Here is a 14,399-nt window from a genome sequence, read left to right as displayed (position 1 = left end):
CCGGCCGGTTTTTTGTGTTGAAACTGGTGTTGCTGCACGACCTGTAGGCCACTCGGCATGAAGTCCTTGAAACTCAAGATTCAGCCGGTGGCCTGTGGAGGCTTATGCCGCCTTCGGCGGTGCGTTGTCGCCCAACTTCCATTGCTCAATGTCGTCCGCGTCAGGCTTGCGGCCGCCCCGCGGCGGTGGCGGAGTCGGCTTCTGACCCGTGTGCGGGCGAGACCAGGCAGCAGCGTCGAGCATGGCGAGGTTCACCCCCACCGCGGCCATGGCCATGCACAGCATTTGTGCTGCCCAACCGCGCATAAGGCGCGTGGTGACGTCGCCTGCACCCTGGTAGGAGCCGTTCTTGAGCATGGCGTTGCGCGACTCAATGGTGTTGCGGCGGCCGTACTCCTTGCGCCACTCGGCGGTCATAAATGCCGGACCGTGCTGTAGGAACTTCGCGCCGTCCTCGGCGGTGTTCTTCAGCGTCACCGTGCGCTGTTGACACACCTTGGGGCAGGACGCCTTGGAGGGCACCTCGGAGTCGGTCAGCTCGTCTTTTTGGAAGCCGGCCTTCTTCTTGCCTTCCTCGGCAGGCGGCACGAGCGGACAGGTAATTTCCGCGCCCTCTGCGCGGGCAGGACAACCCAGTCGCACGTCGCCCTTCTTGTTCGGCCTCGTGCCATAACGGGCGAGCGCGAGACGCTTGCGGGCCTGAAGCAGGTTTGAGAACTGCTGGTCGGTCAGTTGCCCCTTTTCCCACGCGGTGTAGGGGTCGAGCAGGCGCGGCATGTTGAGAATTGCAGGACAGTACGCAGTACCGTCCACAATGGGCGCGCCAGACGTCGTAATAGTCTGCACACCACGGGTGTCACGGCGCATGTCAGCGACGAACCCGTAGCCCAGTTTGCGCATAGGCATTTGGAACTTCACCGGGTTCTGACCCGGCGAGTACAGGCGGTCGGCAATGAAGTGCCGGCGCGGGAGTTCTGGGCGGTCGATGAGGTTTTTCAGCGACTCAAACACGCGCTTCGACGGTGCCACAGCAGGTACTCCGCCAGTCACCCCGAGAATGAGCCCCGGAGCGCCACCCGGTTCGGCAAAACCCTCACCGCACATGGCGACGACGGTGGCCTCAAGACCCCAAGTGTGCGTCGCGGTCTTCTTCGTGTTCTCGCCGTCGTGGTCGCCTTCCTTGGCGTGCCAGCCGAGCGTCGGAGTCGAAGCGACAAGACGGTGCTTATTCGCCTTACCGGCGAGCATCTCCTTCTTGCTCGGGTTGCCGTTTTTCGACACCGGAATAATGGTGCCGTCAACGGCAATGTCGCCGTTCCACTTGGCGAAGGCCTCGGGGTCCATGAGTTCCACAGTCGCCCACACAAGGCGGTTGGTGAGCTCGACGCCGCGGGCCTTTCGCTCCTCGACGCGGGCGAGAACTTCCTTCTTGCCCTTCTCTTCGTCGTAGTACGCAATGAAGGGCACCCACTCCTCGACGGTGTAGCGCTTCTTCTTGCTCACTTCCGGGAAGGGCTCAATGGTCGCGCGAACGCGGTCGAGGCAGGCAGCAATGCGCTTGTACCAGGTCATGTAGGTGTCGAAATGCGCCTTCGGGTCCGACTCGTCCCAGTCGAATGGGGTGAGCCCCAGAAGTTCCCAGCCCTTGCCCTCTAAGCCGAAGGCAACCGACCTTGCCATGTGCGAAATGAGCTGCGGGGACTGCGTAACTGCCTGGTAGGTCCAAAGTGTGAGCGCCGCGCGGGTGTCCACCTCGGGCGGGCGGCCGCCCTTGTCGGTTTTCAGCCCGTCAGCGACCCGCCAGGAGTCCACGAGGCCAACCGCTCCGGAGGCGTCAACAATGCGCTGGGCCAACTGCAAGTTGGCGTAGGACACGCGGCGCTCCTCAACGAGGCGGACGCTGTGGCGGTGGCCTTTCTTCGCGGGTGCGTATTTGCGTGTGCGAAGTCCCTTCGACATTGTTGTCACCTCCTTTTCAAGTGGTCTGTTTTTGGCAATAGAAAACTCACCCTGGGTCGCGACCAGGTGTTTTATGGGGTTAGAAGTTTGTGTGGAAAGCGCCTACGCGCTGCCGTGAATAAGCGTCAGCCCTCGCTTCGGCGTCTCGTGCAACGTCCCGGACAGCAGGCTTCTCGCCTCGCGCGCCGAAACGTGTGTCGGTTCGACCAAGAACTGCCGGTAGTGCTGCAAGTCGGAAAGCCCCGCGGCCTCGACGACGGCGGTCTCCGGCACGCCCTTTTTGATCTGGTTGACAAGCCAGGTTGTCCGTGCCCGTGCCATGTCGAGCACGGTGCCCCGGTGCGGAGAGCGTTTCGTAAACGTCGCAACGGTGCCCGAGTCGGCGGTTGTCCGCATTGGCCGAAACAGCCACTCTGTACGGCTTGCTGCGTTCTCGACGGCCTGAGCAACAACGCCTGCCCACTCGCGCTCGACAGGCACGAACCGTTTGTCCGCCCCTCGGTAGCCCCACGGGTAGACCACGGTGCCTTGCGCGTCGGTCTCAACGTCGCCGGCCGTGAGGTTTGCGACCTCGCCGGAGCGAAGCCCTGCGCCAAGTGCAAGTGCAAGCAGCAGGTTCGCCTGCTGGCGACGAGACTCGGTGTGCTCAGCGTCAGCCCAGGTCTTTACGCCAAGCACTTCTGCTTCGGTGTACGGTGCGGCCTTCGTTTCGTTGCCGTACTCGGGGCGCTGACGCGGTCCGTCGAAGTTCAGGTTGACTTGCTTGGCGATCCGGCGCAGCGTCGCCCGTGACGTGCCACGGACGTGCGTTGCCGCGGTGTCGAGCTCCTGGTGGCAAAATGCGTTGATAGCACCCTCGCTAAACACGGCTGCAACGCTGACGTCTCGCCCAGCGTTGAAGACATGCACCGCGAGTCGGGTCACGAGTCGAAGTGCGTTTCGGCACTGGTCAGCCGACCAGTCGGCACTGGCGACAGCGGCGACGTGCTCGCGCACAAACGGTGCGACAACGTCCCATTCGTGGGGTTCGACAACTTTCGGGGTGTAGGCCGCAATGACCTGGTGGACGTCCTTGCGGGTGGTTGTGGTGGTCATATTCGTTTGTCCTTGTCCGCCCACACACAAGGTGGTGGTGGCGTGGGCTACTCCTATGGTGGAAAGAGTTAGCCCCAGTGTGTGCAAATTTGCACACGACGTCAAGGTCCACAGCGTGCAAACATGCACACGAATACGACGTGCTCCCGAATGTTCTGCCTGGACAAACACTGCAATTTCGCAGGTCAACATGCCTACCACCCACGACTTTCCGTACCGGGGTTCGGTCCGCGGGCAAAGTCGGTAAGACGACCCTCTTCGGGGGCAGGCAGTTCGCTCGAAATTGAGCGGGGTGCCCGCTGTGGGCGGTGCGCGTCGAGGTCGGCGACGGTGGCCTGCTGGCCTGGTTCCGGTGCCGCAGCCCTGGTCCCGTCGCCGCGCGTGGCGCTGTCTGCTTCCGGCTTCGGCAACGACACGACCACCGCGTCGGACACCGGGACGGAACCTGTACCTTCCCCTACGTCAGCCACAGGTGCGGCCTCGGACAACCGCAGCGCCGGCCAGTCTCGAAGCGGGTCTGCCAACACGTCGAGCCTGTCGGCAAGCGAGTCGGGTGTGGCCGGGTCAAGACGCGCGGTTTTCTCAAGGCGACGAAAGCTGAGGAGGTCAGTGCCCACCGCGGCCGCCGCAGTTTCGCGCGGCAAATTTCGCACCACCTCACGCACCCACGTCGCACGCAACCTGTCGAGTTCGACCCTGAACGAACGGTTCAGGTTCAACCGTTTCGTAATTTCGCGAACGTCGCTCTCTGCGCCACCGAGCAGCAACTCGTCGGGTTCACGCTTTTGCGCCACCTCCCACACATTTCGAGCCAGTGCCGCCGCCACAGGAACAGCGGGCGCCGCGCCTTCGGCGACACGGTGCGGCACCGCAACCCACACCACCCCGTCCGGGTCAAGGGTGACGTCACGGGCTTTGACCCGTGCAACCTCTGGCCCAATGCCGGCACCAAGGCCCAAGCCGACAATGACGGCCGCACGCTCGCGGCGAAGCTCTGTGGACTGTGAAACAACCCAGTGGTGCAGGCGCTGCCAGTCGTTCGGCTTGTACGGCTGTGCCGGCGGCTTTTCGATGTCCCGTCGGTGGTACAACGACAACTCCTGGCCGTCGAGCGCCTCGCGCACGAGCCGGTAGAGGTAGGCTTCTTGAGAAACCGAGTTCCTCGACTTCAAGGTTGCGAGTATCGCTGAGACGTTCGCGTCGCTGAGCACCGTGTCAACGGTGAGCGCACGCCCGGAGTTGAACGCTCTCGCGGAGGCTCGGGTCAGCACACGCAGTACACCACGAACGTCGACGCTCGACTTCTGGTCCGCAACGAACACCTTCGACCCGGTTTCCGACCCGACAGTCGCCTTCTTCGCGGTCTCACGAACGAAGTGAGCAATGTGTTCCCAGGTGCCGGCGTCGGTGCCTAGAGGGGCGTAGTTTTCAATACGGCCCAAGACTTCTTCGCGTTGGTGGTTGGTCAGTGTCATTTCGCACCGCCTCGGGTAACTGAGCGGATCTCGACGCGAGTAGACGAAACGGGGCTCGGGTCCTGTCGCTCGGCGAAAACAGTCGCAATGACGAAGCCAGTACCCCCGTTGCATGTTTGCACTACGGTTCGCTGCATTTGGGCTGTAGCGTTGCAGGCATGGCCCAGTTCCCTCCACCGCGACGCGCATACGAGACGTGGCCCGACGTGGACGTCGAGACGGTGCCCGAGGTCTACCGCAAGGCTTGGGCACTGCGGGACAATCTCGTGAAAACGGTCGAGTACTACGTTGCCGAGGGCTGGGCGAAGAACAGGTCGGACTTCGCACGCAGGTGCGGGTTGCACCCCTCGGTGCTCTCGCGTTGGGTCACAGGTGACGTGTGGCCGTCTGCCGACACCGTTGCCGCCGTCGAGGCCGCGGTCCACATGCCGATGTGGCCGTACCAGAAGGCTCCGTCGCGAAAAGGTCTGAAGTCCAAGGGCGGGTATGACTACCCGTAAGTCTTGCGGGTGTGTGATGGTGAAAGTTTCGTTGTTTCGCATGGCTAAAACGCTCGCACACTCACAAAAGTACACCTCCTGGCAGGCGCAAGTCGTTCCGATTCGATGTGTCGACACGGGTGGCCGGAACGACGTCGACAGGAGTGGTGGAAGTGTGTGCATGTTTGCACGCACGGATGACCCTGTCCGGGGGTATTTGAGTGACCTATTTCGGGGGTGTTATGCGTGTTCGCTTATGTGGCGGCAGCGCGAACTTTTTGGTGTCGAAAACGTCCAAACACCCTGAAAACCAGGACGTACTATCCGAAAACCTTCACCACGCTGGGCGAAGCCAACGCCTGGGTCAGCCCTTGGGTGCCGGTCTACAACGCCACCCCGCACAGCGGAATCAACTACTACCCACCACAAGCAGTACTCGACGGCACCTGGACCAAACTGCAACGCAAACGAGAAGAAGGGATGCGAAACGCACTAAGCGAAGTCACCATCACACAACTACCGGACACCAAAGCTGGCACAGGCCTTCCAGCAGAAGTCAGCATCATACGCACCACCACCCAAACCGCCCCAACCCCACAACCCATCACGATCTAACACCCAAATCCGTTCACAACCACTTGACACAAAGCGGTTCGTAAGCAACTGTTGCGCGGGGGTATCCAGTAACACCGTGGTGAGTATCGGGTAACGCAATGGTGAGTATCGGGTAACGCTTTGGGAGAAGATTCTTCTGACCGCGTGGCAAAAGGACACGCGGCATCATCAGAGGAGTCCGATCGTGACTGATTACCGGGCTGTGATGGACCTTGTCTTACAAGGCTGGTCCGTCCGCCAAATCTGCTCGACTGTGCGATGCTCACACACCACAGTTCAAAAAGCCCGCCACACAATGGCGGCACACCAGATCACAACCGGTGAACAACTCGCCGGTATCACCGACGAAGAAATGGCCACATGGTTTGTCGATGGCCGAAGTGGTGCCCAAGGCGACTTCGTACCCATCGACTTTGACGCAGTGGCCAAAGCACGTACCGGCCGCAACAAAGTCACTCTCCAAGTCTTGTGGGGCCGCTACACCACCCAACCAGCCCACCCGTCCCAGCGTTACTACAGCTACGAGCGTTTCCGCCAGCTTGTTGCTGAACACGTCGATGCCACAGGACTTACCGCACGCATTACCCATGCCCCGGGACACACCATGCAAGTCGACTGGGCTGGCACCGCAATGCGCCTGTTCGACCCAACTGATGCTCGGGGTGCAAAAGTCAGCATTTTCGTGGCGTCACTGCCGTATTCCGGCATGTTGTTTGCCTGTGCTTGCCCGAACCAGCGGCAACAAGCGTGGCTGTGGGCGCATATCCAAGCATTTGAATACTTCGGCGGGGTTGCTGAAGTCATCGTGCCGGACAATGCTTCGACAGCATCCCACGCAATTAGTGCTGCTGACCGCAACCGGCAGGTCAATTCCACCTACGAGGAATTCCTTGAGCACTACAACACTGCCGCGCTGCCTGCTCGTGCTCGGCGTCCAAAGGATAAGGCGAATGTAGAAGCAGCAGTCAAGATCATCACCCAAAAAGTCATCCACACCCTCCACGGACATCAATGTATTGGGCTCGATGAACTCAATGCGCGCATCCGCAGCCTGGTTGACAGCATCAATGACGCGGTACCGTTTCGCGGCATCAACACCAGCAGAAGGATGCTCTTTGACGAGTTTGAACGCGATGTACTCGGCGAACTTCCCACAACACCGTGGCAGCATACCGAATGGAAACGTGCGAAAGTCGCCCCCAACTTCCACATCACCGTCAACACAGCACGTTATTCGGTGCCTTACCAGCTCGTCGGCCGGACTGTCGATGTACGTATCACTGGCAATGAAGTAACCGTCTTTGATGCCGGGCAGCGTGTTGCAACCCACCGGCTTGCCCAAGCCCGGGGAATCTATGTCACCGATGTGGATCATATTCCTGCCAACATGGCTGATACCACAGGGTTGTGGACCAGTGACTACTTCTACCGTGAAGCAGCCAAGATCGGGCCAGCAACCCGGACAGTCATCGAAGAACTCATCAGCGCAAAGGCAATCCCTGCCCAGGCATTTCAGTCGTGCCGAAACGTACTGAATATGGGCAAACACGCCAACAAAGTGATTTTAGAACAAGCCTGTGCACGCCTGATCGCACCTGATGGCACCAGGAGAGCAGTGTCGTATACCGCGGTGAAAAACATGATGGCCGCGGTACGCAAAGACCAATCAACCCGCCCGACAGGCCATGATTTGCCAGCCACAACAGCGCCTGAAACACCACCGGTGGAACACGCACGCGATACCCGCGGCGCATATCTGGGTGGGTCTGCCCAGTTCAGTATGGAAAACCTCACGAAGAAAGGACCCCTACAGTCATGACACAGCCACAACCAGCATCAGCATCAGCGCGCTTTCTTGATGAATCGATCCTGCCTGTCTTTACCGATCTACGTATGACGGCTTTTGGCCGAACCGTGATTGATATTGCAGCAGATCCTGTCTTCGACTCGTGGAGCTTTTCTGACAAAGTGCTCTACGCGCTCGATAAAGAAGTCGCGGCCAAGCGTGAACGACGAGTCAACAAATTACTCAAAGCATCCCGATCGCCAAATCTCGATGCGTGTATCGAAGACATCACCTACGCACCCGGCCGCAACCTCAACAAAGAGCAAATCACCAGACTCGCTCACTGCCAATGGTGTCAAAAAGCGCAAAGCATTGTCATCCTCGGCAAATCATCCGTCGGCAAAACATACCTGGCCCAAGCACTCCTTACCGCTGCGTGCAGAAACGACTACTCTGCCCGTTTCTTCCGCACAGACACCCTGGCCAACCAGCTAATGGTGCTACGCCATGATGACACAGCACGCATGGAGTTTCTTCAAGACTTACACCTGGCAGACGTACTCGTGCTTGATGACTTCTTAACAACGCCGATTGATGCTGCCACAGCACACCAGCTGCTCAACATTCTTGCTGAGCGTGAACACCGGGGATCAACCATTGTCACCTCCCAGTTCACGCCCGATGAGTGGTACAAGTCCATCCCGGATGCTGTCATCGCCGAGTCGATACTGAATCGGCTTGTCGTTGGCGCTGAGATCATCACGCTGGAAGGCCCGAACATGCGCCTCGAAGCCAATACGCAGTAGCGGCTCATAGTCAACGCCCGGGTGTTACCCGATACTCACCCGGGCGTTACTGGATACTCACCACAGCGTTACTAAATCCGTGGTCCTAACAAGCAACTGTGAAACTTTGACGCACAGTGCCACCTATTGGATCATACAAGGCATAAAATTACCCCTACATTGCTACATGCAGGGGCAATAAACCGGCTAAGACCCGTCGGGGACCTAGGTATATCTACGGCAATGGGCGCCGGAGAGAGCACAGCTGTTACAGTACAGCGATCATAATGATCAGCAGTGCAATCACAATCGCTGAAATTGTGGCAAATGCAATGACCCTTGACTCCGTAACAATTACATAGTCGCCGGAGTCATTGCCCTTGGCAGAATTACGAGAGATCCGATAAACGATAGGGAAAAGGATCAATGCCTCTACAATCCACACCCACCATGGGTAGCTTAGTTTGTACATTGAAGCGGCCGATCCAGCAGCAATTAGAGTCGCGATCGATGCTGCATAGAGAAGTAGGGGAACCGGCAGTCCCATAGGTGTCTTTACAACAGTGCTACCGTTTGCTTTTGTCATTTCTTAAACCCTTTTGCTTCTACATCAATGCACTAGCAGCTGGCGGCAGTGACGCCAGCGCCTACAGCTGCACCGCAGAAAACAGCGCCAGCACCACCGGTACCGGCAGCGAGCGGAGCACAGACGAGTGCATCGCCAGCGTAATTGATGCCCAAAGCTACCCACTTATTATCGATGCAACGTGAGGCTTGGCCACTCTCGCTGCCAGCGTAAATCACTCCATCGGTATACTTCAGAGCAACTCCCTCAGGAAGGTCTGCCTTGAGGCTTGCAACAACCTCTCCCTGGGCATCATAAGCGTTGATGACGTCTCCTTCGATCTCAACCTTGTCGCCATCAAGAAGTTCAGGAACCAGCACGTTGCCATCGACGTTAAAGCTGCGAATTCCGTCTTCTGACTCGAACCAAAAATCACCCTTACCATTCTGGCCAGAAGCTTCGGAAGCTGCGGCAGAAACTGACTCAGCGGCAAAAGCCGAAGCACTTACAGAGGCAACTCCAACAAGAGCAGCTGCCGTAATAGCTGCGACTGGTACGAATCGAGAAACAATAGTTTTCAACGGATTACTCCAATCCTTGCTGTAGAAGAAGGCCAAATAAAAGCAGGGTAGCCTCACACGGTTTTATGCGTCAGATTTATTTTTGGCAAACAGGAACCATACGGTCCCTACAAGAAGCGCCACAATCGTAAATCCAATGCCGATATCTTTTGATTTCTCTAGGGCCACATTGGCGTAACTGGCTTCAGAGAATAGTGGAGCTACGATCAGACAGTAGACCCATATCCCAGCGATGAGGTAGGCGAATGATGTAGCGATTTTTTTCGGGTTGCGAAAATTGGACATCTTTCCCCTCACTAACATACAGAATCAAAGTTGATATTATCTTCTGCCCATGCTGCACCGAGACCGCAAGCTCCCGCTGCAACACCTCCAGTCCCTGCACCAAGCGCTCCGCATACTCCAGTAGCCCCTACACGGTATGTCCACTTGCCTACCGCAGCTTTGGTGCAAGCATCACGGGATGAAAGACCTGTTTCAGCAAGAATAAGCATATCTTCGTATTGAACAAAACTTGCAGATAGCTCGTTGCCGTCAGCGTCATAGATCTGTGGTGCAGTAAATGAACCTACGACATCGCCGTCTTTATTGACCAGGTCAGCGATTTGTCCATCACCGCTGATCTCAATTCTGTCGCCAGGTTGCAGCTCTATGTGTCGGCCTTGGACACCCGGCTGATCAACAGGCAAGGTTGATCGAGTCAGCCCATCAGCGCCTTGTAGGACGAAAGAATTATCGCCCACCTGACTTACTGCATAGTCCCCCTCTTGTGCGTCCGCTGACGCAGCTGGCGCAAACGCTAGCCCCACTCCCATCAGAGCTGCCCCTGCAACCTTTCCGAAAGTTCTCTTACAGATCATCGTTTCCTCCAATCTTTGGGTGAACCTTCGCCTTTCTATTATTGTGCGCACCGACTACATCTCAACCTCAATAGTGCAGTGTCACTCGATAGTTATCCAATTTAAATAGGACTGTTATCGGACCCGGACAACAATCCCAGTGATATCACCATTAATTTTGTTAGCTTCTCGGCTGTCTTACGAAGCATAAGTAAATGCTCCCGTGCTAGCGCACGGGGAACCGTATATTGCTTACAGCCTGTCCAGTTTCTTGGCCCGCCCGCGTGGCAGAATGATTCCCGCGCGAAGGTCGGTAGGGGTTTCGCTTCGAGACTCGCGGCGGTTTCCGGGACGGGATCGTTGCGGGGTGTGTAAGGAAGCGGCGGAAAACGTGTAAGCCGCCGTGTAAGCGGCGGCGGAGCTAAAGGTTGGGGAGTTTGCTGAATGTCCCTGTCTCGAGACATCGTTCCTACGGTGTCTCGAGATTTTTGTTTTTGGAGTTGCCCCGTTTGGGGTTTAGTTCGTTGTCTGATTGGTTGTAGTAGATCTTTTCGTCGGTGAGTGTGTAGGCAGCGATTTGTGCCCCGGTGGCGTTTATTTTGATGTCGACGTGGTTGTCGACGCAGACCATGGTGATGGGTTCGCCGCCCCAGCGTCGGCCGATGTAGAGGCGGCGTAATTTCCCGCCCCATCGCAGAGTGGTCTTGCCGTTGATGCTGACTTTGTCGGTGCGTAGCCGGTAGTGGTGGTCGAAGTTTGCTGCTGCCGGTTTGGCTTTGGGCAGTGCGCTGTAGGCCTCGGCTGGGGTGATGCGGGCGAGTGCTCTGTGTGGGCGTTTGTAGTTGTAGTAGTCGATGATCTCGTTGATATCTTCGTTGAGCTCCTCGATGGTTTGTGCTGGTGGCTTGTTGTTTAGCGCGAGTTTGAGTGTGTGGTGGAAGCGTTCGACTTTGCCTTGGGTTTGCGGGTGGTAGGGCTTGCCGTTTTTCTGGGTAATGCCCAAGTCGATGAGCAGTTGCTCGAAGCCGTTTCGTGACGGGTTTTTCCGGTCGGTGTTGGTGGTAAATGCTCGGCCGTTATCGGTGAGCGTTGATTGTGGGCAGCCATGTACCTGAACTGCTGCGATAAAGCTTGTGATGACGTTTGTGACGGTGGCTGTGTGGTAGGCGCGGCAGGAGATGATGAATCGGGAGTGGTCATCGAGGATGGTCAGGATGGCTACGCGTTTGTGTCCGGCGATGGTCCAGTCGCTGTAGTCCATTTGCCATGTTTCGTTGGGCTGGTCTGCCTGGAAGCGACGCCAAGAGCTGCGTGGGCGTTTTTGGGGCTGTGGTGTGATGCGTCCGTTGTTGGCAAGCACTCGGTGGATGGTTGATACTGCTGGTGGAGGGTCTATTCCGTCTTGTTGTAGGTGCCAACGGATGGTGTGAGCGCCGGCGTCGGTGCCGCGGTGGGTGAGTTCGTCGCGCAGTTGAAGAATGCGGTCGACAACTGTTTTGTCGAGCGCCCTTGGGTTTGTTCTTGGCCGTTTTGATCGAGGTGTAAGCGCGTCCATGCCGCCTTCTCGGTAGCGCTTTTGCAGTGTTCTAATCCACCGGGTCGAAACGCCGAAGTGCTCAGCCGCCTCGGCTTGGCTCATGCCTGTGGCGAGCATGGTCTGGATGATGATTTTCGGTGTGGGCTTGCCTGGTTTCTCCATCCGATAAGCATGGGCGGAACGATGACTCGAGACATCGGTTTTCGGCCCGGTGGGGCATTTTCAGTGGACTCGTTTTCCACCGGAACGATGTGGCGAGACATACCCGCAGGACAAACCGGAACAATCTCATGAGACATGCGGAACGATGTCACCGAACCAGACACTGTCGGGGACACCAATTAAGCAGGGGGTTTCACGAAACTGTTCCAATCTTTTCACGAAACCTCCTGTCGGCCGAAGGAAAACGGCCGCGAACACAAAAGTGACCCGCTCCGTTCGTTCGGAGGGGTCATTTTTCTTTGTCTGAACGCCGTTCCTGCTCGGGTTATAGCGCGGATTGTTTATGAGCGCGGACCGAGCCGCGGAAGAGTTTCCGTACTCATCTGGTGGCGCGGTTTTTGCAGTGCTCCATGGCGGTCTTGTTGCTGCGATCACGCAGGACTGGCTGCGGGTAGTTGTTGGGGTCTGAACCGCGAGGGGTGCGCCCGGTCGGGGCCGTTTGGAACACTGCCGCTACGTCAGAGCCCGAAGGCTCCGCCGCTGACGAGGATCACGATGCCGAGGCCGATGAGAACGATGGGAAAGAGGATGTCGTCCCAGCGTTCGAGCACTTCCGCGATCGGGGGGCGGGTGGCGACGAACTTTGCCAGGGCCACCAGGACCGCAACGAGCGCGAGGAAGATAACACAGTAGGCAACTACTGCGAGAGGTTCCACGCTGAGGAATACAGGGGTGTAGACACCGATGTTGTCGCCGCCATTGGCAAACGTGACGCCTGCGACTGTCCAAACGCCGACCTTCTTGCCGGAAACCTTGGCCTCGTCGTCATCGTCGTCATCGTCTCCGCGCCAGGCCTCCCATGCGGCCCAGAGGCCGAGGCCTAGAGGGATGAGACCAAAGTATGGAATAGCTGCCGGGGGCAGAAATGCTCCGGCGCCGACGGTCACAAGGATCGCGGCGACGAGGATGCCGGCAAATCCGAGGTACTGGCCGGCCAAAATACGGGCGGTGGTGCCGCTCTGGCCTGCCCCTCGCGCGAAGAAGAGGGAGAGCACGATGATGTCGTCGATGTTGGTAGCTGCGAACAGGCCTATCGCCTGCAAGACCGTGGTGAGGATCATGCGTCCTCCCCAGCTGCGTAGCACCCGGCAACCGAGCAGGCGGGATCGATGCACGGGGCATCTTCATCTACTGCCAAGGTGGCATCGACCAATGTAGTCAGCGCCTGCGTCAGGTGCGGATCGGCGATCTCATATCGCGTCCGACGCCCCTCGGGCTCGGAGACGACAATCCCACAATCGCGCAAGCATGCCAGGTGATTGGACACGCTCGAGCGTGTCAGGTCCAGATCTCGGGACAGTTCCACCGGGTAAGCGGGATGGTCGAGCAGGGTCAAGATGATCCGGGATCGAGTGGGGTCGGCCAGTGCACGACCCAGGCGGTTCATCACGTCGAGACGTGAAGCAATAGTCAGCATGCACTGAACTATACAGCGAGCACTGAACATTTCAAGTCCGATGTAGCGGCGTAGCAGCGTGTGCCGCTCAAGAGACAGTGGAAGGAGCAGAGATGGCAGTGATTCCGGCAAAGTTGCGAAAACAGCGTCGCCAGCTCGAGATTCAAGTTGCGCACGAGCCGGGCGTAGTTCGAGAGATCGGTTTTCAGGCCCCAAGCAATGATCTGAACGGGACAAAACCCGATGGCCCCATCATCTTGAACCGGGAAGGCTCGAACGAACTTATCTACCTCATCAGCAGCCTCGACTCGATTCCCGTTTGCAGCGGGGACACCTCGGGGTTCGACAACGGTTCACGCCGCCAAGGAGAGCCTTGCCGGATGGATTGCCGAGAGGGACAACAAGGGAAACACTGGCGACGGTGCATACTTGGTTGAACCACGCTCGTTTCTGACGATCGGCCCATGTGCGATTTGTGCCGCGCCCAAGGCAACCGAATTGGCTCGAAGTTCCGTAGCTTTGAAAGTTTCCGCTCGAACCGCAAGTCACCGGAGGTGCTCACCTTTGACGAACTTGTCGAGCGTTCACGGTGGAGCGTGGAGCTTGCCGAGAGGCAGGAAGAGGCGGAAGCGGAATTTCCTGACTTCCCGTTCCAAGGAGCGCTCCTGTTCACATCATATAATTGACTCCTGTCGTGTAACCGAGGTGTAACCGTGGACCCGATATAACAGGTCAGGAGGTTTCGTGAAAGTCCCGTTGTCTCGAGACATCGTTCCTACGGTGTCTCGAGATTTTTGTTTTCGGGGTCGTTCCGGGAGTGCAATTCACAGCCCCCTCTTTGTCGCACCCGTTGTCACGCGGGCGGTATTAAGCTTTTTGTAGTAAGGAGGCTTTGGAATGGGCTCTCGGTTCGAAATTGGTTTTGGCGGAGCACTTACCGCAAGAGAAGAGGATGGAGCCCCATAGGTTCCGCCATGGTGGCAGAGTTTCATAGTCGTCCCTTTGGCCGTCCTGGCCATGTATATCGTGTTTCCTGTTGACAGGGACAATTTCAACCTAAGCAAC

At 57.8% G+C, this 14,399-nt stretch carries 14 protein-coding genes; 4 read left to right on the top strand and 10 right to left on the bottom strand.

Annotated features, from left to right (window positions below):
• Positions 1–102: 102 nt before the first annotated feature.
• The 3 genes from CCOY_RS05295 to CCOY_RS05285 all read right to left on the bottom strand — a co-directional run bounded on the left by CCOY_RS05295 (position 103) and on the right by CCOY_RS05285 (position 4,529).
• Complete coding sequence (locus CCOY_RS05295) at positions 103–1,959, bottom strand: hypothetical protein (protein WP_092102271.1); 1,857 nt, start codon at positions 1,957–1,959, stop codon at positions 103–105.
• 102 nt (positions 1,960–2,061) lie between these two features.
• Positions 2,062–3,054: a tyrosine-type recombinase/integrase gene (locus CCOY_RS05290; RefSeq protein WP_092102268.1), complete on the bottom strand. Its 993-nt coding sequence runs from the start codon at positions 3,052–3,054 to the stop codon at positions 2,062–2,064.
• 194 nt (positions 3,055–3,248) lie between these two features.
• A complete protein-coding gene (locus CCOY_RS05285) occupies positions 3,249–4,529 on the bottom strand; it encodes a hypothetical protein (RefSeq protein ID WP_092102265.1) in 1,281 nt (426 codons plus the stop codon).
• 158 nt (positions 4,530–4,687) lie between these two features.
• Here CCOY_RS05285 and CCOY_RS05280 point away from each other — a divergent pair, with 158 nt between their 5' ends.
• The 4 genes from CCOY_RS05280 to CCOY_RS05265 all read left to right on the top strand — a co-directional run bounded on the left by CCOY_RS05280 (position 4,688) and on the right by CCOY_RS05265 (position 8,215).
• Positions 4,688–5,029 carry a helix-turn-helix domain-containing protein gene (locus tag CCOY_RS05280; RefSeq protein ID WP_092102262.1) on the top strand — a complete coding sequence of 114 codons (342 nt, stop codon included), beginning with the start codon at positions 4,688–4,690 and terminating at the stop codon, positions 5,027–5,029.
• A gap of 225 nt (positions 5,030–5,254) precedes the next feature.
• Entirely contained in the window at positions 5,255–5,623 is a 369-nt protein-coding gene (locus CCOY_RS05275) for a transposase (protein ID WP_143028472.1), read from the top strand.
• Positions 5,624–5,807: 184 nt separating this feature from the next.
• Positions 5,808–7,442 carry an IS21 family transposase gene (istA, locus tag CCOY_RS05270; RefSeq protein WP_083308148.1) on the top strand — a complete coding sequence of 545 codons (1,635 nt, stop codon included), beginning with the start codon at positions 5,808–5,810 and terminating at the stop codon, positions 7,440–7,442.
• Complete coding sequence (locus CCOY_RS05265) at positions 7,439–8,215, top strand: ATP-binding protein (RefSeq protein WP_070451844.1); 777 nt, start codon at positions 7,439–7,441, stop codon at positions 8,213–8,215. The genes istA and CCOY_RS05265 overlap by 4 nt, the downstream gene beginning before the upstream one ends.
• A gap of 247 nt (positions 8,216–8,462) precedes the next feature.
• Here CCOY_RS05265 and CCOY_RS05260 read toward each other — a convergent pair whose 3' ends face one another.
• The 7 genes from CCOY_RS05260 to cmtR all read right to left on the bottom strand — a co-directional run bounded on the left by CCOY_RS05260 (position 8,463) and on the right by cmtR (position 13,355).
• Positions 8,463–8,780 (bottom strand): hypothetical protein, encoded by a 318-nt coding sequence (locus tag CCOY_RS05260; RefSeq protein WP_143028471.1) that lies wholly within the window; start codon positions 8,778–8,780, stop codon positions 8,463–8,465.
• 32 nt (positions 8,781–8,812) lie between these two features.
• Positions 8,813–9,376: a hypothetical protein gene (locus tag CCOY_RS05255; RefSeq protein ID WP_209273023.1), complete on the bottom strand. Its 564-nt coding sequence runs from the start codon at positions 9,374–9,376 to the stop codon at positions 8,813–8,815.
• A 27-nt stretch (positions 9,377–9,403) separates the two neighbouring features.
• Positions 9,404–9,625: a hypothetical protein gene (locus tag CCOY_RS05250; protein WP_092103064.1), complete on the bottom strand. Its 222-nt coding sequence runs from the start codon at positions 9,623–9,625 to the stop codon at positions 9,404–9,406.
• 11 nt (positions 9,626–9,636) lie between these two features.
• Positions 9,637–10,083, bottom strand: coding sequence for a hypothetical protein (locus CCOY_RS05245; protein WP_143028470.1), 447 nt, complete (start codon positions 10,081–10,083; stop codon positions 9,637–9,639).
• A 565-nt stretch (positions 10,084–10,648) separates the two neighbouring features.
• On the bottom strand, positions 10,649–11,878 hold the full coding sequence (locus CCOY_RS05240) for an IS481 family transposase (RefSeq protein WP_070771103.1): 1,230 nt from the start codon (positions 11,876–11,878) through the stop codon (positions 10,649–10,651).
• 518 nt (positions 11,879–12,396) lie between these two features.
• Positions 12,397–12,999: a cadmium resistance transporter gene (locus tag CCOY_RS05235; protein WP_092102253.1), complete on the bottom strand. Its 603-nt coding sequence runs from the start codon at positions 12,997–12,999 to the stop codon at positions 12,397–12,399.
• Positions 12,996–13,355: a Cd(II)/Pb(II)-sensing metalloregulatory transcriptional regulator CmtR gene (gene cmtR / locus CCOY_RS05230; RefSeq protein WP_092102250.1), complete on the bottom strand. Its 360-nt coding sequence runs from the start codon at positions 13,353–13,355 to the stop codon at positions 12,996–12,998. The genes CCOY_RS05235 and cmtR overlap by 4 nt, the downstream gene beginning before the upstream one ends.
• Positions 13,356–14,399 lie beyond the last annotated feature (1,044 nt).

It is taken from the genome of Corynebacterium coyleae, assembly GCF_030408635.1.
Lineage (GTDB): Bacteria > Actinomycetota > Actinomycetes > Mycobacteriales > Mycobacteriaceae > Corynebacterium > Corynebacterium coyleae.
Note: the sequence above shows the minus strand (reverse complement) of the source record. Positions and strands in the feature narration are given on the sequence as shown.